This is a genomic window from Pseudonocardia sp. CA-107938 (genome assembly GCF_050936315.1).
GTDB lineage: Bacteria > Actinomycetota > Actinomycetes > Mycobacteriales > Pseudonocardiaceae > Pseudonocardia.
In genome coordinates, this window is the sequence record NZ_JBNJNA010000001.1 from 3,740,001 (window position 1) to 3,758,923 (window position 18,923).

Here is an 18,923-nt window from a genome sequence, read left to right on the forward strand (position 1 = left end):
ATATAAGGGTGAGACGTGATGCATAGCCGATTGAGGCGAAGTAGAGTGATCCCATGCTGCCGAGAAAAGCCTCTAGCGAGTGCTGTTGCGGCCCGTACCCTAAACCGACACAGGTGGTCAGGTAGAGAATACCAAGGCGATCGAGTGAACTGTGGTTAAGGAATTCGGCAAAATACCTCCGTAACTTCGGGAGAAGGAGGACCATCTGCTGTGAAGCTCCTTGCGGGCTAGCGGTGGGTGGTCGCAGAGACCAGGCCCAAGCGACTGTTTACTAAAAACACAGGTCCGTGCGAAGTCGTAAGACGATGTATACGGACTGACGCCTGCCCGGTGCTGGAACGTTAAGAGGACCTGTTAGTCCCTTTGGGGGCGAAGCGGAGAATTTAAGCGCCAGTAAACGGCGGTGGTAACTATAACCATCCTAAGGTAGCGAAATTCCTTGTCGGGTAAGTTCCGACCTGCACGAATGGCGTAACGACTTGGGCGCTGTCTCGACCACAGACTCGGCGAAATTGCACTACGAGTAAAGATGCTCGTTACGCGCGGCAGGACGGAAAGACCCCGGGACCTTTACTATAGCTTGGTATTGGTGTTCGGTTCGGCTTGTGTAGGATAGGTGGGAGACTGTGAAGTGGCCACGCCAGTGGTTGTGGAGTCGTTGTTGAAATACCACTCTGGTCGAATTGGATGTCTTAACCTCGGGCCATGATCTGGTTCAGGGACAGTGCCTGGTGGGTAGTTTAACTGGGGCGGTTGCCTCCCAAAGAGTAACGGAGGCGCCCAAAGGTTCCCTCAGCCTGGTTGGCAATCAGGTGTTGAGTGTAAGTGCACAAGGGAGCTTGACTGTGAGACCGACGGGTCGAGCAGGGACGAAAGTCGGGACTAGTGATCCGGCACCTCCTTGTGGAAGGGGTGTCGCTCAACGGATAAAAGGTACCCCGGGGATAACAGGCTGATCTTGCCCAAGAGTCCATATCGACGGCATGGTTTGGCACCTCGATGTCGGCTCGTCGCATCCTGGGGCTGGAGTAGGTCCCAAGGGTTGGGCTGTTCGCCCATTAAAGCGGTACGCGAGCTGGGTTTAGAACGTCGTGAGACAGTTCGGTCCCTATCCGCCGCGCGCGTTGGAGACTTGAGGAAGGCTGTCCCTAGTACGAGAGGACCGGGATGGACGAACCTCTGGTGTGCCAGTTGTCCCGCCAGGGGCACGGCTGGTTGGCTATGTTCGGAAGGGATAACCGCTGAAGGCATCTAAGCGGGAAGCTCGTTCCAAGATGAGGTCTCCCACCACCTTGAGTGGGTAAGGCTCCCAGTAGACCACTGGGTTGATAGGCCAGAGATGGAAGCCTCGTGAGGGGTGGAGTTGACTGGTACTAATAGGCCGAGGGCTTGACCACAACTTGTTTATTGCATCCACTATGCGACCCTGAGCACACCACTGTGGTGGTGCTCACGGCCCGAACATCGACACCCTTTTGTTGGGTGTGGGTGTTGGGGTTGATTTGTGGATAGTGTTGTCGGTGGTTATGGCGGAGTGGGAACGCCCGGTCCCATCCCGAACCCGGAAGCTAAGCACTCCAGCGCCGATGGTACTGCACTCGGTAGGGTGTGGGAGAGTAGGTCGCCGCCGACATCAAATGTGAACGAGAAGGCCCCCGCGAGTTTCGCGGGGGCCTTCTTGCTGTCTGCGTACGGTCTGCGACTCCATCTTCGCACGCGGCACCGACAGTTTCGGTTCCACGACGTCGATCCATCCCCAACGGCACGTGGCTGTCCACAGAAATGACGACCCTCTTGGCGCGGGTCTCCAACGCGGGCACGCTCGAATACGTCCGGGTCAGCCGGACGAGACACGAGCTGAGGAGAATCCCCATGTACGAGACCATCGTCACCGCTGTCGGCCGAGTCGCCACCATCGTGTCGAGCCACCGCTTCGGCGACGGTCCGCCGAAGGCGTCCTTCCGCCTCGCGTGCAACGAGCGACGACGTGACTGGTCCAGCGGCAACTGGGTCGACGGCGACACCGTCTACTTCTCGGTGAGCTGCTGGCGATCCCTGGCGGAGAACGTCCAGCATTCGCTGAGGGTGGGGGATCCGGTCGTCGTGCGCGGCCGCATGCACACGCGGGATTACGAGACACCCGAGGGCCGGCGCACGTCCGTGGTCGAGCTGGACGCCACGGCGATCGGGCCCGATCTGGCGCGCTGCACCACCGTCGTCACGCGGGCCGAGCCGGTCGGGCGTGGAACGGGGCGCCAGGAGGCCATCAGCGCGAGCGAGCCTCGCGGGTCCGGCGGGGAGGCCGTGGCCGCCGAGAGGGAGCTCGTGGGCGCCGCAGCGGGCGGTCCGGCGGCGGAGGTGCCCATGAGGCCGTAGGGCGCGCCGCAACTACGATCGTGGAGTGGCAGAGTTCATCTACAGCATGCGCCGGGTCCGCAAGGCACACGGCGACAAGGTCATCCTCGACGACGTCTCGTTGAACTTCCTGCCTGGTGCGAAGATCGGTGTCGTCGGTCCGAACGGGGCCGGCAAGTCGACTGTTCTGAAGATCATGGCAGGGCTGGAGCACGCCAACAACGGCGACGCGCAGCTCGCTCCCGGGGCGACTGTCGGCATCCTCCAGCAGGAGCCTCCGCTCAACGAGGAGAAGACCGTTCTCGGCAACGTCGAGGAAGGCCTCGGCGAGATCAAGCAGCAACTCGACCGCTACAACGCGATCCTTAAGCAGCTGGAGACCGACTACTCCGACGAGCTGATGGAGGAGATGGGGCAGCTGCAGGAGATCCTCGACGCGAACGACGCGTGGGAGATCGACTCGCAGCTCGAGCAGGCGATGGACGCGCTGCGGTGCCCACCGCCCGACATGCCGGTCACGCAGCTGTCCGGCGGTGAGCGCCGCCGCGTGGCGCTGTGCAAGCTGCTGCTCAGCAAGCCGGATCTCCTGCTGCTCGACGAGCCGACCAACCACCTCGATGCCGAGAGCGTGCTGTGGTTGGAGAAGCACCTCGAGAGCTACGCCGGCGCCGTGCTCGCCGTGACCCACGACCGCTACTTCCTCGACAACGTGGCGCAGTGGATCATGGAGCTCGACCGTGGGCGGGCCATCGGCTACGAGGGCAACTACTCCACGTACCTGGAGAAGAAGGCGGAGCGGCTCGCCGTCCAGGGGCGCAAGGACGCGAAGCTGCAGAAGCGGCTCGCCGACGAGCTCGCCTGGGTGCGGTCGGGCGCCAAGGCGCGGCAGGCGAAGAGCCGTGCCCGGCTGCAGCGCTACGAGGAGATGGCTGCGGAGGCCGAACGCCACCGGAAGCTGGACTTCGAGGAGATCCAGATCCCGGCGGGGCCGCGGCTCGGCAACGTCGTGGTGGAGGTCGACCACCTCGACAAGGGCTTCGACGAGCGGGTCCTGATCAAGGACCTGTCCTTCACATTGCCGCGCAACGGCATCGTCGGGGTGATCGGCCCCAACGGGGTCGGCAAGACCACGTTGTTCAAGACGATCGTCGGGCTGGAGAAGCCCGACTCGGGCACGGTCCGCGTCGGCGAGACGGTCCTGCTGTCGTACGTGGACCAGAACCGCGGCGGGATCGACCCGACCAAGACGGTGTGGGAGGTGGTGTCGGACGGGCTCGATCACATCAAGGTCGGCAACGTCGAGATGCCCTCGCGCGCCTACGTGGCGGCGTTCGGCTTCAAGGGGCCCGATCAGCAGAAGCCTGCGGGGGTGCTGTCCGGCGGTGAGCGCAACCGCCTCAACCTGGCGTTGACGCTCAAGATCGGCGGCAACTTGATCCTGCTCGACGAGCCCACCAACGACCTCGACGTCGAGACGCTGTCGTCGCTGGAGAACGCGCTGGAGCAGTTCCCGGGCTGTGCCGTGGTGATCTCCCACGACCGGTGGTTCCTCGACCGGGTGGTCACCCACATCCTCGCCTGGGAGGGCACGGAGGAGAACCCGGCCTCGTGGTTCTGGTTCGAGGGCAACTTCGAAGCATACGAGGCCAACAAGGTTCAGCGTCTCGGGGTGGAGGCGGCGCGACCGCACAGAGTGACGCACCGTAGGCTTACTCGCGACTGACCGCAAGCAAGCTTCTGCCCGTCGGGTGCAGTCCGGGTCCTCCGGTCGCGGCACACCCCCACCGAATGGGCGTCGTGCGGCACGTGCTGCCAGGAAGGTGGGTACGTCACGTGGGTGTCGACCTGCTTGCCGCCGCTGAGACGTTGCTCCCGGCGCGTCCCGATCTGGCTGCTGCCATCGCCGCGCAGGCGCTGGACGCTTCCGCTGCGGCTGACGACCGGAACGGTTGGCTCGCCGCGGCGGGTGTCTTCCTCGACGCGCGGGGCCGGTTCGGCGACGGTCGCCGCACCGCGATCGACCTGCTGTCGACCGTGCGGCGGTGGGGTCCGGGTGCGCTGACCGCTCCAGCGGCGCGTCGGCTGCGGGTCGAGCTCGCTCTGCTCGCGGCCGGAGCCGGGGCGGCCGAGATCGTGCGGACGCTCGTCGAGCCCGTGCTCAGCGTCGGTTCGGGCGCCGCCGACCGATCGCTGCGTCCGGCGGCCCGGATCGCGCTGGCCCGGTCGGCCACCGATCCGGTGGAGAGCACGGCCGCGCTGCGGGCCGCGCGGGAGGACTGCTCCGACGACCGGGCCGGCCGGATCGCGCGGGCGGAGGTCGTGCTCGTCGGCGCGGCGATCGCCCGGCACGACGGTGCGGCGCGCACAGCGGTCGAGTTCGCGGAGGAAGGGCTGCGGCTGCTGGGCGACGACACCGGCGGTGACCGCGATCTGCGCTTGTCGCTGGTCGCGGAGTCGGTCGCCGCTCTGATCGACGTCGGCGACGCGCGTCGCGCCCGCGAGCGGGCCGAGCTGGCTGCGGAGCTGCTGCGCACGACGCCGGGCCCCCGTCGGCAGAGGGCGCTCCTGCAGCTCACCGTGGTGAGCGCGTTCGCCGGGGTCAGGGACATGGCCGACACCGTGGCGGCGCTCGGCGCGGCCGCGCAGGAGGCCGCCGACAGCGACGCGCCGGAGCTGGAGGCGATCTGCCGCTCCGCGCTGGGCGCCATCCACGAGAAGGCGGGTCGGCTGGATGCGGCGCTGGCGGAGTTCCAGGCCGGCGTCGACGCCCAGCACCGCGACCGCGACCGCGAGCAGCGGTTCATCGCCGCGGTCGAGGCCCAGCTCGGATCGGAGTCACCGGCGGCGCCTGCCGGTCCGTTGCCCGCGGAGTCGTCGGCGGACGGGATCTCGTGGTTCGCCGGCTCGCCGTGGGCCGGAGACCCTGCCGACGGACCCGACCAGACCGATGCCGAGGCGGCGACCGCGGCTGCCAATCCCTGGTCCGGTGGAGCCTGGTCGAACGGTGCCCACCGCGGGGTGACGGACGGCCCGGGGGCCGAGACGGCTGGTCGCGGCGCCCAGCGTGAGGTGCGCAGATCCGACCGGTCCACCAACGGTCACGATCACACCGCTGCTCGGCCTGCCCGGCACGCGAAGCCGGATCCGTCGCAGCTGCGCGGTCGCGAGGCGCGGAACGGTGCACGACCCGGCGCACCCGTCCGGGACGATGCGACGGCCCGGCGAGCGCCTGCTGGGGACGCGGCCGGGAACACTGCCGCCGACCGGATCACGGACAGCGACGACATCGAGTCGTGGATGCGCACCGCCCTCGACGACCTCGACCGGACGTGGGGTCCGATGACCGGCCGGACCTCCGGCGCCGGATCGAGTGGGCCGACCCGCGGCGGCTCGACCGACAGCCCGAACGGCGACGGGCGAACCGCCGGTGAGGACGGGACGAGCGGCGTCCGTGATCGCGGCGACCTCGCGAGCGATGACCGTGACCGCACCGGCCCGGACCGGCCGGGTCGGCGCGCCGCGGCCGAGGGTCGTGGCGGTGCGGACGCCGCGGCGTCCGGCAAGCGTCGGGCCGAGCCGGGTGGACGGCCCGGCCGCGACGCCGAGGACGTGGACGTCGATCCGCTCGGACCGTGGACGACGTGGGGACGCCGAACCAGCGCTCCGCGGGCCAACGGTTCGGCCGGTCACGACGCCGTGAGCCGTGCGGGGGCCGGCGACGAGCGAGGGACGCAGGGGCGCTCGGGTCGGAACGGGTCCACGGAACGTGGAGCGGCCGAGGCCTGGCCGTTGGGCCGGCTGGAGACCGACGAACCCGCGGGGCGCGGCGAGGCATCCGGCGCCGGGGGCGAGCCAACTCGACGCTCGGCCGACGATCGGTGGCAGCTGGACCGCGCCGGGTCGGTCGATCGACCCGGGCAGGGAGAGCCGCGACGGTCGCGGGACGAGGCGCCCGATGGTGGGCGCTCGGGCCGTCGCCGGGCGGAGCGGAACGGATCCGGCTCCACCGGAGGAGACCACCGGGCCGACCGGTCCGGGAAACGTACGGCGGACGGTGCACGGCCGCCGGGCCGGTCTAACGATCCGGACGATGGCTCCGACCGGACGACCGTGGGTGGGCAGCGGTCGCACGCACCTGGCCGGTCCGTCGACGACAGGTCGTCCGACCGGTCCGAGCTGGACAGGTTCGACGATCGCAGCGGGGACCCGTCGATGACGTCGCGAGAGTCGAACGGCCTCTCAGCCGACGCGTGGCCCCTGGGCCGGTCGGGCTGGGAGAGGTTGACCGAGCACGGGTCGGCGCGCCACTCGGGTGGCGCTGAGGGCGGCAGGTGGCCGTTCGATTCGTCGGAACAGGACCAGGCCGTGGATCGCGGGCCGGAGGATGCTGATGTCTGGCCGTTGAGCCGGCCGGAGCGGGAACGTTCGAGCAGACCTGCCGGCGAGAAGTCGTGGGATTCCCGCGACTCCGACCGCGGCCCTCGGCATGCGGACCGCGACCGGTCCCCTGGCGGCGCAGACGACGCGCCTGGTGTGCGGTTGAATCGGCCCGGCGATGGCGCAGGTGTGCGGCGTTCGGACGATGAGAGCTGGCCGCTGGATCGGTCGGAGCGGGATCGTTCGCGCAGTGGAGCGGGCGACTCCGGCGCCGGAAGTGCTGGCCGGGAGCGGTCCGGCGATGGCGCAGGTGTGCGGCGCTCGGGCGCGCCGGAGAGGGATCGTTCGGGCTCCGGGGCGGACGAGGAGCCGTGGGGTTCACGCGGCGCAGGCTCGCGGGGCGCGCGCCGAGACCGGTCTGGTGATGGCGCGGGCGCGCGGCGTTCGGAGCAGGATCGTTCGGGCCTCGGGACGGGCGAGGGACCGTGGGGTTCCCGCGACTCCGATGGAGCCGGACGGTCCGGGACCAGGGCCGACCTGGCCGGGTCACGCGAGCGTTCAGGACTCGGCGCAGGCGCGGGGCAGGTGCAGCGCTCCGGGCTGGACCTGTCCGGGGCGCGTGGACGGCATGGCTCCGGCGGCCCGTCCGCGGACGGGAACGGGGAGCGCCGCGAGCCGCGGGAGACGGCGGGTCAGTCGGAGTCCGGAGCGGCGGCCGAGACGGATCCGCTGTTCGCGCTGCTGCGCGCCCCCAAGGCGCCGGTGTCCAAGGATGCGCTGGCCGATCTCGCCCGGCGGCTGACCGTCGCGCCGCAGCGCATGCCGCTCCCGCCCGACGATGCCGCCGGCGGCACCGAGGCCGAGGCGCCCGCCGCGGATCGCGCGGCCGCCGGCTGCGCGGTGGTGCTCGACCTGGCCAGGGACGGGCGGCGGTTCGCCGGCGTCCGGGCGGCGACGGTGATCCGGGAGGTCGCTGAGCTCGTCGCCGAGCACGTGCCCACCGGGTCGCGTGTGCGGTTCGACGAGCCCGACGTGCTGTCCCTCGTCCTGCCGGGCTGGGCCGGCGCGGACGCGACCCGATGGATGTACCGGACGCTGCCCGGGCTGCTCGCCGGGTTCACGGCGAGCGAGGAGATCCGCGGTGTGCAGCTGCGGGCCACCGTCCACGACGTCGACGGGCCGGTGGGTGCGCAGCTGCTGCACCGCATCGACGGTGGCCGCACCGCGGAGCGTCGGGCGCGGACGAAGGAGACCGACTCCGCACCGGGCTTCGAGCGCCCTCCGCCGCGCCCCGTCGAGCGTCCCACCATGCGGGAGGAAATCTCACAAGCCGCGCAGGAGGGCGTGAGACCCGACACATCCGCGCCGGCCCCGGAGGAGGCGCCGTTCACGCCGGCCGACGCCGACGGTCTCGGGCTCGCGGATCTGCTCGCCGGAGCGCTGGCCGCGTACCGCTCGATCTGACGCTCTCTGACTCGATCACTGACTCGATTCCACCGGCGGCGGAGCGGCTGGCGGCGAGCCAGGGCGAGCGCCCCGACGAGCAGGTCGCGAGGGCCGCGACGTGCGCCATGGCGCGCTGTGGACGCCCCTGATCCGGGCATGGAACGCTGGCCGCGCATCACTAGGGTGAAATCTCGCCGAGGCCACCCGGACGGTGGCCAGCGTCGACCATCGGAGTTCACTGTGACAGGCCGGAACGCGGAGCACCCGCTCACGAACGACCCGGAGCTGGCGGCCGTGAGCGCGCTCTACGCGCGCCACGCCCCGGATCTGCGGGGCGGATCGGGCGACCGGCTTCCACAGCTGGACGTGGCCGCGGAGAACCACCTGCGGCTCGCCGCGGAACGTCCACCGGGCGAGGCGCTGGTCCAGGTGCGTCCCGGAGCGGACCGGACGGGCGGGTCGGTCGAGATCGTCACCGACGACATGCCGTTCCTGGTGGGCGCCGTGCTGGTGGCGGTGTCGAAGGCCGGTGCAGAGGTGCGCCGGCTCATCCACCCCATCGTCGTGGTTCGCCGCGGTCCGGACGGCAAGCTGGCCGAGGTGCTGGGCGACGCCGACCCGGCCGATCCGCCGGCCGACACGGTGGTCGAGTCGTGGATCCACCTCGACCTCGACCACGTGCCGGAACCGCGGGAGGAGCTGCAGCGATCGGTCACGCAGGCGGTCACGAACGTGCGGCGCGTTGTCGGGGACGGCACGGCAATGGTCGACCGGGCCCGCTCGGCCGCCGAGCGCCTGACCGTGCAGCACGGCCGCGCCGACGCGGCCACCCCGCCTGCGGAGATCGGCCGTTTCCTGCAGTGGCTGGTCGACGGGCACTTCACCTTCCTCGGCCACCGCGGTTACGCGGCCGACGGATCGGCGCGCGACGCCGGCCTCGGGGTCCTGCGCGACGACGCCGCGGCGGCCGCGTTCGCCCCGCGCAGCGGACTGCTGGCGGGCGGCGACCAGGACGACGTGGTGGTCACCCGGGCCAGCGCGCCCAGCCCGCTCCGCGCGGTGCACCCGTACGTGATCGCGGTGCTGGAGCGCGACGACCAGGGCGTGGTGACCGGCGAGGACCGGTTCGTCGGGATGCTGACGGTGCCGGCGCTGTACGAGAGCGTGCTCGACATCCCGGTGGTGGAGCAGCGGGTGCGCGCGGCGATCCGCGGCGCCGGCTTCCCACTGGAGTCGTACTCGGGCCAGCAGATGCTGGAGGTGATCTCCGGGCTGCCGCGGGAGGAGCTGTTCAGCGCTTCCGAGGAGCGGCTGCGCGACACCGCGATGGGCGTGCTGTCGGTGATCGGCCGGCGCGCGGTGCGGTTCTTCGGGCACCGCGACCCGTACCGCCGGTTCATCTCCTGCCTCGTCTACCTGCCCCGCGACCGGTACACGACGTCGTCGCGCCTCGCGATGGCCGACGTGCTGCAGCGCCGGCTCGGCGGCACCTCGGTCGACCACACCGCTCGGGTCAGCGAGGCGCGGCTCGCGCAGGTGCACTTCACGGTGCACACCGACCCCGACGCGGTGGGCGACGACGAGATCGATCTGACGGCGCTGCAGGACGAGCTGGGCGCGGCGGTGCGCACGTGGGAGGACCGCCTCCTCGGCGCCGTCGGCGGCAGCGACGGCGACACCGCGGAGATCACCGCGGCGCTGCCCGGGATCCCCGAGTCGTACAAGGCGGTGGCGCCGCCGGAGCGGGCCGTCGAGGACCTGCGCCACGTCGCTGCGCTGTCCGGCCCGGGCGACATCGGGGTGCGGCTGTACCCCGGCACGTCGGGCGAGGACCGGCGGTTCACGTTCTACCTGGCCGGCGAGCCGGCGACGCTGACGGCGGTGCTGCCGGTGCTGCAGCAGCTGGGCACCGAGGTGCTCGACGAGCGACCGGCCGAGCTGACCCGTCCGGACGGGCTGCGCGTGCACGTCTACGACTTCGGCCTGCGCCTCGACGAGCCGACCCGGGCCGCGACCGCGGGCCGCTCCGACCACGACATCGAGGCCGGCTTCTGCTCGTCGTTCCGCGCGGCGTGGAGCGGCGACGCGGAGTCCGACGGCTTCTCCGCGCTGATGCTGCGGGCCGGGCTGGCCTGGCGTGAGGTTGCGGTGCTGCGGGCGTACGCCCGCTACGCCCGCCAGCTGGGCAGCCCCTACGGGCACCAGTACATGGCCACCACGCTGCTCGCGCAGACACCGGTGGCGCGCGCTCTGGTGGAGCTGTTCCGGGCCAGGTTCGACCCGGCGCTCACCGGCGACCGCGACGCCGTCTGCGAGGCCGCGCTGGCCCGCGTGCGCGAGCTCATCGACGCCGTGACCGGCCTCGACAGCGACCGGATCCTGCGCGGGTTCCTCGGCATGATCACCGCGACGCTGCGGACGAACTACTACCGCAACCGGCCGTTCCTGTCGTTCAAGTTCGACCCGTCGCAGGTGCCGGACATGCCGGCGCCGCGGCCGAAGTACGAGATCTTCGTGTACTCGCCCCGCGTCGAGGGCGTGCACCTGCGGTTCGGCGCGGTCGCGCGCGGCGGGCTGCGCTGGTCGGACCGGCCGCAGGACTTCCGCACCGAGATCCTGGGCCTGGTGAAGGCGCAGGCGGTGAAGAACGCCGTGATCGTGCCGGTCGGCGCGAAGGGCGGCTTCTTCGTGCGGAACGCGGAGAAGGGGCCGGAGGAGGTCGAGGCGTGCTACCGCACGTTCATCTCCGGGCTGCTCGACATCACCGACAACCTGGTGGATGGCAAGACGGTGCCACCGCCGGACGTGGTGCGCCACGACGGCGACGACTCCTACCTGGTGGTCGCAGCGGACAAGGGCACGGCCAAGTTCTCCGACACGGCCAACGAGGTGGCCGCGTCGTACGGGTTCTGGCTGGGCGACGCGTTCGCCTCCGGCGGCTCGGTCGGCTACGACCACAAGGCCATGGGCATCACCGCCAAGGGCGCGTGGGAGAGCGTGAAGCGGCACTTCCGCGAGCTCGGCGTGGACACCCAGTCCGAGGAGTTCACCGTCGTCGGCATCGGTGACATGTCCGGTGACGTGTTCGGCAACGGCATGCTGCTGTCGGAGCACATCCGGCTGCTCGCGGCGTTCGACCACCGGCACGTGTTCGTCGACCCGAACCCGGACGCGGCCACGTCGTTCGCCGAGCGGCAGCGGATGTTCGCGTTGCCGCGCTCGTCGTGGGACGACTACGACCGGTCGCTGATCAGCGCGGGTGGTGGCGTGTGGCCGCGCACCGCCAAGTCGGTGCCGGTGGGCCCGGAGATGCGGGCGGCGCTCGGCATCGCCGACGGGGTGGAGAAGCTCAGCCCGCCGGAGCTGATCGCGGCGATCCTGCGCGCGCCGGCCGACCTGCTGTGGAACGGCGGCATCGGCACGTACGTGAAGGCGTCCGACGAGCCGCACGAGGCCGCGGGCGACAAGACCAACGACGGCGTGCGCGCCGACGGTCGCGAGCTGCGCGTCAAGGTCGTCGGCGAGGGCGGCAACCTGGGGCTGACGCAGAAGGGCCGCATCGAGTTCGCCCGCAACGGCGGCAAGATCAACACCGACGCGATCGACAACTCGGCCGGCGTGGACTGCTCCGACCACGAGGTCAACATCAAGATCCTGCTGGACCGGCTGGTGGCCTCCGGCGAGCTCGCCCGCGAGGACCGCAACGCGGTGCTGGCGGAGATGACCGACGAGGTGAGCCGCCTGGTGCTCGCCGACAACACCGACCAGAACGTCGTGCTGGGGATCGCGCGGGCGCACGCGCCGTCGATGGTGAGCGTGCACGCGCGGCTCACCAGCGACCTGGAGTCCCGGCGTGGACTCGTGCGCAAGCTCGAGGTGCTGCCCGACGACGCCGGGTTCGCCGCGCTGGAGTCCGCGGGGTCGGGCCTGTCCAGCCCGGAGCTGTCGACCCTGCTCGCGCACACGAAGCTGGACCTGACCGCGGCGGTGCTCGCGACCGACCTGCCCGACACGCCGGCGTTCGCCGACCGGCTCCCCGAGTACTTCCCGCGCCCGATCCGGGAGCGGTTCCCCAAGGCCATCGCGGGGCACCCGCTGCGCCGCGAGATCGTCGCGACACTGCTGGTCAACGAGATGGTCGACGGTGCGGGCATCACGTACGCGTTCCGCCTCGGCGAGGAGCTGTCGGCGTCCCCGAGCGACGCCGTGCGCGCCTACGCGGTCACCACCGCGGTCTTCGACCTGCCGTCCCTGTGGAAGCAGCTGCGGGAGCCGCACATCCCGACGGCCGTGTCGGACTCGGTGGTGCTGGAGACCCGGCGGCTGCTCGACCGTGCGTCGCGGTGGTTCCTCAACAACCGCCCACAGCCGTTGACCGTCGGATCGGCCATCGCGCGGTTCGCGAAGCCGGTGCGGGAGCTCCAGGACCAGATCCCCGAGCTGCTGCGGGGCAAGGAGCACGAGGTCGTCGCCGAGTCGACCGCGGCGCTGACGGGCGCGGGCCTCGCTCCCGAGCTCGCGGCCCGCTGCGGTGCGCTCATGTACTCCTACGGCCTGCTCGACGTCGTGGAGCTGGTCGAGCTGGCCGAGCACGACCGGGAGCCGCGGGAGCCGCGTGACGTCGCTGCGCTGTACTACGCGATGTCCGAGCACCTGGGCGTCGATCTGGCGCTGACGTCGGTGAGCGCGCTGGAGCGGGGCGACCGCTGGCACGCGTTGGCTCGGCTGGCGCTGCGTGACGACCTGTACGGGTCGCTGCGCTCGATCACGCTGGACGCGATGCGCGAAGCCGGCCCGGAGGCGTCGATCGAGGACACGATCGCCGGGTGGGAGCGGGCGAACGCGTCGCGGCTGGTGCGCGCCCGGTCGGCGCTGCACGAGATCGGCAAGGCGGGGCAGCTCGACCTGGCCACCCTGTCGGTGGTGTCGCGGCAGCTGCGGGGGCTCGCTCGATGACGGAGGCACGTTTTGCCGCTCAGGTGCCGATGCGCTGGAGCGACCTCGACGACTACGGCCACCTCAACAACGCCCGCGCCGTCACCCTGCTGGAGGAGGCGCGCATCGCGTTCCTCTGGACGGCGAAGGCGGAGAGCGCCGGGACGTCGTTCCGCGGTGGCCTGCTGGTGGCGGGGTTGAACGTCGAGTACAGGCACCAGGTCAACTACCGCACGGGCCGCACGCTGCGCGTCGCGATGGCGATCGACGAGGTCCGGGCGGCGTCGTTCCGCATCCTCTACGACGTGCACGACGGCCCGGACGCCGAGGACCGGGTGGCGATCCGCGCGTGGACGCGGATGGCGCTCTTCGACATGGACGCGCAGCGCCCGCGCCGGCTCTCGGCGGCGGAGAAGGACTACCTCGCCGGGTTCGCGGAGGCGACGGGATGAGCGCGCTGGCGCTTCCGGACGCCGACGACCGGGCCGACCTCGGCGCGTTCGTGGCGCGCGTGGTGCGCCTGGACTCGGCCGCGACGGTGCGGCTGCGGGCCCGGGACGGGCGGGTGAGCGCGTGGGCGAGCACCCCGTTCGACGTGCTCGCCACCCGCACCGTCGCCGGCGAGCTCGAGCCGCCGGACGTGACGGCGCCGGCGTCGGCACTGCTCACGGCGTTGACGGTGGAGCGGGCGGAGACCGTCGACCCGGGCCGGGGCGGGCTGTGGGCCGGTGACCTGCCGCCCGACACCGGCTGGACGCTGGTCGACGAGGTGCCCGCTGCGGAGCTGGAGGCGCTCACCGAGCGCGGTCTCGCGGTGGCGCGCGACAACGCCGGCCCGCACGGCCCACCCACGTCGCTGCTCGACCAGACGGTGCTCACCGTGACCGGGGCGGGCATCACGGTGAAGGTGCCGATGCGCTGCCTGTTCGCGCTGTCCGGGATGGGTTTCATCGGCGCCGACGCCGCGCCGGTGCGGGTGTCGGCGACCAGCTCCTGGCTGCGGCTGGACGCCCGTTACGGCGCGGTGGCCCGGCGGCGGCTCACGGCGCTCCCGCTGCTGATCTGACCTCGGCCAGCAGGTCGGGGTCGTGGGCGCTGACCACGGTGACCCCCGTGGTCGGGTCGCGGTGCAGCTCGGCGAGGCGGGCGTGGTTGTCCTGCACCTGGGCGAAGTCGTGCGCGACCAACCGTTCCATGACCGTGAGCAGGGCGGGCTGGCGACCTTGCCCGTCGACGATGCTGTGGTGGTAGAACGCGTCGCCGGCGTGCAGCACGGTGCGGTCGTCCAGCTCGACGGCGTACGCGGCGTGCCCGCGGGTGTGTCCGGGCAGCGCGATCATGGCGATGCCGGGGGCGACCTCGTCGAGCGGGCGGGCGGCGGGGAACCCGCGCCACGCCTCGCCCTGCGGCTCGTGGGTGACGACCCGCGGGCCGTGCGCCCACACCACAGGCCGGTAGCGGGCGCGCTCGATGGCGGTGGCCGGGTTGCGGGCGGCCGTCCACTCCGCCGCGGTCGTGTGCACCTGGGCGTCCGGGAAGTCGGCGATCCCACCGGCGTGGTCGGCGTCGAGGTGCGTGAGCAGGATGTGCCGGACGTCGGCTGCGGTGAAGCCGAGCTGCTCGACCTGGCGGACCGCGGTCTCCGCCGGGTCGAGCGCGGGCCGCATGAGGTGCCGGGTGCCGCCCAGGCGCTTCCCGGGGTCGGCGAGGTCGGCCAGCCCGTACCCGGAGTCGACGAGCACCAGGCCGTCGTCGGTCTCGATCAGCAGCACGTGGCAGACCACGGCGGCGCCGGGCGGGCGCATCGTGCCGCAGTTGAGGTGGTGCACCTTCATGACAGCTCCGGTGGGGTCGTCGTGGTGAGCGCCGGGTCGGGTTCGCGGCCCGCCATCCGCAGCATGCCGATCACGGCGCGGGCGAGTGTGAGCAGGTCGCGGGGCTTGCGCCGGTCGAGGCTGCCCAGGAGCTGGCGGAGCACGCTGAGCTGGTCGAAGTAGATGCGCTCGGCGACGAGGTTCTCGTGCTCGTCGAACACGAAGTACGCGGTCATCCGCGTGCGGTGCCGCCCGCCCGTGGCCGGGATCGCGCCGTAGGGACCGAGCTGGGTGCCCGTCAACCAGAACTCGACGATCACCGCGTCGGCGCTGTGCCGGAACGCGATGATCTCGTGGTCCTGGTCGGGGAACGCCCGGCGAGTGTCCGCGTAGTAGCCGCGCACGGCTTCCTCCCCGTCGTGCACGGTCATCGAGGCCACCAGCTCGTAGCGCGGGTGCGGGAAGGTGGCCAGCACGTCGTCCCAGGCGTGGCGCACCTCGTCGTGGAAGTGGTCGAGGACGAGCTTCTGCCGGGCCCGCAGAACGTGCTCGGGCGGGAGCGTGAAGGCGGTCACGCTGACCGAGCCTATTGCGTCGGGCGGCGGTGGGCGGGGAGTCGGCGCGGTGTCCCGGGTAGCTCGCACGGTGCGGGGAGGCCCGCGCGGGCGACGTCACACACCGCGCGGCCATCGCACACAGGTTGCAACCTGTGTGAGACGGCCGGAACCTGTGTGACGTCCTGTGGCCAATTCCGCTCGGCGTCGATCACGAAGGTGCGGTGCCCGGCCTCGCCGGTGAGCTCGTCGGCCTGGTCGCTGCGCAGCCCGTTCCACCAGCGCGACGTGGCGGTGAGCGGCCAACTCCCGCCGGCACTCCTCAGGCGAGCCAGGCCGCGGTGTCCGGGGGGAGCTCGCCCGACTCCAGCGGCCCGCTCGCGAGCAGCACCTCGCCGGGCGGCAGGGGGACCGGGGCGGTGGAGGCGTTCAGGGCGCAGACCAGGGTCGAGCCCGAGCGGCGGAACGCCAGGCAGCCGGGCGGGGCGCCGAACCACTCGACGGCGTCGCCGGCGAAGCCGGGGTGGCTGCGGCGCAGCTCGATCGCCGCACGGTAGGCCGAGAGCATCGACTCGGTGCTCTCCAGCTGCTCGTCGGCCACCAGCTGCCCGTACGCGGCCGGCATGGGCAGCCACGGCGCTCCGGTGGTGAAGCCGTAGCCGGGCGCGGTGCCTTCCCACGGCATCGGGACGCGGTAGCCGTCGCGGCCGCGCTCGCGGCGGCCGGAGCGCTCCCACAGCGGGTCCTGCAGCACCTCGTCCGGCAGGTCGACGTCGACCAGGCCCAGCTCCTCGCCGTAGTACACGAACACGGTGCCGGGCAGGGCCATGGTCAGCATCGCCATGGCCAGTGCGCGCGAGCGGCCAACCTCGCCGCCGCCGTAGCGGGTCACCGCGCGGCTCACGTCGTGGTGCCCCAGCGCCCAGGTCGGCGGTGCGCCGACCGACGCGGTCGCGGCGAGCGCGCGCTCCACGGTCTCCCGGATCGCGTCGGCGTCGAACGGGGTGACCGCCAGCTCCCGGGAGAAGCCCAGGTGCAGCTCGTCGTCGCGCAGGTAGGCGGCGAACCGCTCGTCGTCGGGCAGGCCGATGTCGCCGATCACGACGCGGCCCGGGTAGTGGTCGACGACCGAGCGGATCATGCGGTGGATGTCGTGCACCGGCGGCTGGTCGAACGGGCGGATGCGGGCCGACGCCGCGTCGGTCAGCGACGCCGGCTTGCTCATGCTGTGGGCGCCCTCGACGCGGAACCCGTCGACGCCGCGGTCGAGCCAGAACCGCATGGTCTTCTCCAGGTCGGCCCAGACCTCAGGGTTCGTCCAGTTCAGGTCGGGCTGCTCCGGGGCGAACAGGTGCAGGTACCACTCCTCGGGCCGGTCGTCGGCGTCGGCGACGCGCGTCCAGGCCGGGCCGCCGAACATGCTGGTCCAGCCATTGGGCGGGGTGGCGCCGTCGGGTCCGCGGCCCGGGCGGAAGTGGTACCGGGACCGCTCGGGGCTGCCGGGCGCCGAGGACAGGGCGGCGCGGAACCACTCGTGCTGCACCGAGGTGTGGTTGGGCACGATGTCGAGCAGCAGCCGCAGGCCGTGCTCGTGCACGCGGTCGACCAAGGTGTCGAACCCGGCCAGATCACCGAACACCGGGTCGACGTCGCGCGGGTCGGCCACGTCGTAGCCGTGGTCGGCCATGGGGGAGGTGAAGATCGGCGTGAGCAGCACCGCGTCGGCGCCCAGCAGCTCGACGTAGCCGAGCCGCGACGCGACCCCGTCGAGGTCACCGACGCCGTCGCCGTCGGCGTCGGCGAAGCTGCGCGCGTACACCTGGTAGATCACGGCGTCGCGCCACCACTGCGCCGGTAGCTGCACGATGGACGATCCTGCCAAACGTTGGCCCGGAAGACCTCAGAAGTCGGAGTTCATCATGCTCATGGCGGCGTACTGCAGGTACTGCCACAGCTGGGCGCGGTGCGCCTCGTCCAGCCCGGCCTCGTCGACGGCGATGCGCATGCAGCGCAGCCACGCGTCGCGCTCGATGGGGCCGACCTTGAACGGCATGTGCCGCATCCGCAGGCGCGGATGCCCGCGCTGGTCGGAGTAGGTGCGCGGGCCACCCCAGTACTGCTCGAGGAACATGCGCAGCCGGTCCTCCGCCGGGCCCAGGTCCTCCTCCGGGTACAGCGGGCGCAGCACCTCGTCGTCGGCGACCTCCTCGTAGAAGCGCGAGACGATCTTGTGGAAGGTCGGTGCGCCACCCACCTCGTCGTAGAAGTTCTGCGGTTCGGTCACGCCTGCATTGTCCCGCACCGCCGCGTGGAGGGACCGGTAGCCTCCGCGGATGGAGGTCGTTGTCTTCTACGCCGTTCGTGAAGGAGTCGACCGTGATCGGCTCATGGACGTCTACCCACGCCACAAGAGCTACTACGAGGAGTTCCACGCGAGCGGCGGCGGTCTGATCGCGCTCGGCCCGTTCCTCGCGCCGGACCCGGCGGGTGGATCGATGGGGATCTTCCGATCACGTGAGGACGCGGAGCGGTTCGTCGCCGCGGACCCGTTCGTCCTCGAAGGCCTGGCCGATCCCCGGATCGTCGAGTGGAGCGTCGTGCGATTCGGGTAGGTCCCGGGCGTGCGCCTGATGACGATGAACGTGTGGGGAGTGCGCGGCGACTGGCCCGCCCGCCGGGAGGTGCTGCGCGCGACGCTGGCCGAGCTGCGACCCGACGTGCTGACGCTGCAGGAGACGGTGGTCCGGCCCGGGCTCGACCAGGTCGCAGAGATCCTGGACGGCGTCGTCGACCCCGTCCACGTGGTGCACGGCCGCCACCGCGAACCCGACGGCCAGGGCATCTCGACGGCGAGCCGCTGGCCACTGACCACGGTCGGCGAGATCGACCAGCAGACCGGGCCCCGGACGGCGGGCTTCGCCGCCACCACGCTCCTGACCGACGTCGCCACCCCCGACGGGCCGGTGCTCGTCGTCAACCACTTCCCGAGCTGGCGCCTCGACCTGGAGCACGAACGGTGCGTCCAGACGGCCCGGGCGGCGCGGGAGATCGAGCGGCTGCGCCCGGACCTCGCTGATCCGGTGATCGTGGCCGGCGACCTCGACGCCGACCCGACCGCCGACAGCATCCGCTTCTGGACGGGTCGCTGCGCGCTGGAGGGCACGAGCGTCTGCTACCGGGACGCGTGGGAGGCGGCGCGGCCCGGCGAGCCCGGCACGACGTACACGTCGGAGAACCCGCTGATGGACGAGGACTGGCCGTTCGGGCGGATCGACTACGTGCTGGTGCGCTGCGGCGAGCACGGCGGTGCGCGGCTCCGGGTGCGCGACTGCCGGCTGGTGCTCGACGCCCCGCGTGACGGCGTGCAGGCCAGCGATCACTACGGGGTGCTCGCCGACCTCGGCGAACCGTGACCCGTCACCCGCACGCGTACGGTCGCGGA

General features: G+C 71.5%; 12 protein-coding genes and 2 rRNA genes (1 of these 14 only partly in view). 10 read left to right on the top strand and 4 right to left on the bottom strand.

From position 1 onward, the window contains the following. The 8 genes from ACQEVB_RS18670 to ACQEVB_RS18705 form a co-directional block, all read left to right on the top strand. A 23S ribosomal RNA gene (locus ACQEVB_RS18670) occupies window positions 1-1,397 on the top strand; it begins 1,728 nt to the left of the window's first position. Window positions 1,398-1,516: 119 nt separating this feature from the next. Next, a 5S ribosomal RNA gene (gene rrf, locus ACQEVB_RS18675) occupies window positions 1,517-1,633 on the top strand. 239 nt (window positions 1,634-1,872) lie between these two features. Continuing rightward, on the top strand, window positions 1,873-2,376 hold the full coding sequence (locus ACQEVB_RS18680) for a single-stranded DNA-binding protein (RefSeq protein WP_432972819.1): 504 nt from the start codon (window positions 1,873-1,875) through the stop codon (window positions 2,374-2,376). Window positions 2,377-2,401: 25 nt separating this feature from the next. Next, window positions 2,402-4,078, top strand: coding sequence for an energy-dependent translational throttle protein EttA (ettA, locus tag ACQEVB_RS18685; RefSeq protein WP_432972822.1), 1,677 nt, complete (start codon window positions 2,402-2,404; stop codon window positions 4,076-4,078). Between the two features lie 110 nt (window positions 4,079-4,188). Further along, a complete protein-coding gene (locus tag ACQEVB_RS18690) occupies window positions 4,189-8,196 on the top strand; it encodes a hypothetical protein (protein ID WP_432972825.1) in 4,008 nt (1,335 codons plus the stop codon). A gap of 138 nt (window positions 8,197-8,334) precedes the next feature. Further along, window positions 8,335-13,134, top strand: coding sequence for an NAD-glutamate dehydrogenase (locus ACQEVB_RS18695; RefSeq protein WP_432972828.1), 4,800 nt, complete (start codon window positions 8,335-8,337; stop codon window positions 13,132-13,134). After that, window positions 13,131-13,565: an acyl-CoA thioesterase gene (locus ACQEVB_RS18700; RefSeq protein ID WP_432972831.1), complete on the top strand. Its 435-nt coding sequence runs from the start codon at window positions 13,131-13,133 to the stop codon at window positions 13,563-13,565. The genes ACQEVB_RS18695 and ACQEVB_RS18700 overlap by 4 nt, the downstream gene beginning before the upstream one ends. Then, complete coding sequence (locus tag ACQEVB_RS18705; protein WP_432972834.1) at window positions 13,562-14,179, top strand: hypothetical protein; 618 nt, start codon at window positions 13,562-13,564, stop codon at window positions 14,177-14,179. The genes ACQEVB_RS18700 and ACQEVB_RS18705 overlap by 4 nt, the downstream gene beginning before the upstream one ends. On the opposite strand, the gene ACQEVB_RS18710 is transcribed toward ACQEVB_RS18705, so the two are convergent. From ACQEVB_RS18710 to ACQEVB_RS18725, 4 genes are all read right to left on the bottom strand, one after another. Beyond that, the gene (locus ACQEVB_RS18710) at window positions 14,154-14,948 is read right to left on the bottom strand and encodes an MBL fold metallo-hydrolase (protein WP_432972837.1); all 795 of its coding nucleotides are present in this window, start codon (window positions 14,946-14,948) and stop codon (window positions 14,154-14,156) included. The two genes, ACQEVB_RS18705 and ACQEVB_RS18710, sit on opposite strands and share 26 nt — an antisense overlap. Next, window positions 14,945-15,502 (bottom strand): ester cyclase, encoded by a 558-nt coding sequence (locus ACQEVB_RS18715; protein ID WP_432972840.1) that lies wholly within the window; start codon window positions 15,500-15,502, stop codon window positions 14,945-14,947. Before ACQEVB_RS18715 ends, ACQEVB_RS18710 begins: the two co-directional genes overlap by 4 nt. Before the next feature lie 301 nt (window positions 15,503-15,803). Beyond that, window positions 15,804-17,345: an alpha-amylase family glycosyl hydrolase gene (locus tag ACQEVB_RS18720; RefSeq protein ID WP_432972843.1), complete on the bottom strand. Its 1,542-nt coding sequence runs from the start codon at window positions 17,343-17,345 to the stop codon at window positions 15,804-15,806. Window positions 17,346-17,381: 36 nt separating this feature from the next. Further along, complete coding sequence (locus tag ACQEVB_RS18725) at window positions 17,382-17,765, bottom strand: globin (RefSeq protein ID WP_432972846.1); 384 nt, start codon at window positions 17,763-17,765, stop codon at window positions 17,382-17,384. A 49-nt stretch (window positions 17,766-17,814) separates the two neighbouring features. Here ACQEVB_RS18725 and ACQEVB_RS18730 point away from each other — a divergent pair, with 49 nt between their 5' ends. Together ACQEVB_RS18730 and ACQEVB_RS18735 are read left to right on the top strand one after the other, a co-directional pair. Beyond that, entirely contained in the window at window positions 17,815-18,093 is a 279-nt protein-coding gene (locus ACQEVB_RS18730; protein ID WP_432972849.1) for a YciI family protein, read from the top strand. Window positions 18,094-18,111: 18 nt separating this feature from the next. After that, window positions 18,112-18,894: an endonuclease/exonuclease/phosphatase family protein gene (locus ACQEVB_RS18735; RefSeq protein ID WP_432972852.1), complete on the top strand. Its 783-nt coding sequence runs from the start codon at window positions 18,112-18,114 to the stop codon at window positions 18,892-18,894. The last annotated feature ends 29 nt before the right edge of the window (window positions 18,895-18,923 follow it).

Bases quoted from the DNA above. Each gene is read 5' to 3' on its own strand.
- ACQEVB_RS18680 (WP_432972819.1), top strand. From the start codon at position 1,873: ATGTACGAGACCATCGTCACCGCTGTCGGCCGAGTCGCCACCATCGTG.
- ACQEVB_RS18695 (WP_432972828.1), top strand. From the start codon at position 8,335: ATGGAACGCTGGCCGCGCATCACTAGGGTGAAATCTCGCCGAGGCCAC.
- ACQEVB_RS18700 (WP_432972831.1), top strand. From the start codon at position 13,131: ATGACGGAGGCACGTTTTGCCGCTCAGGTGCCGATGCGCTGGAGCGAC.
- ACQEVB_RS18705 (WP_432972834.1), top strand. From the start codon at position 13,562: ATGAGCGCGCTGGCGCTTCCGGACGCCGACGACCGGGCCGACCTCGGC.
- ACQEVB_RS18710 (WP_432972837.1), bottom strand. From the start codon at position 14,948: ATGAAGGTGCACCACCTCAACTGCGGCACGATGCGCCCGCCCGGCGCC.
- ACQEVB_RS18730 (WP_432972849.1), top strand. From the start codon at position 17,815: ATGGAGGTCGTTGTCTTCTACGCCGTTCGTGAAGGAGTCGACCGTGAT.
- ACQEVB_RS18735 (WP_432972852.1), top strand. From the start codon at position 18,112: ATGACGATGAACGTGTGGGGAGTGCGCGGCGACTGGCCCGCCCGCCGG.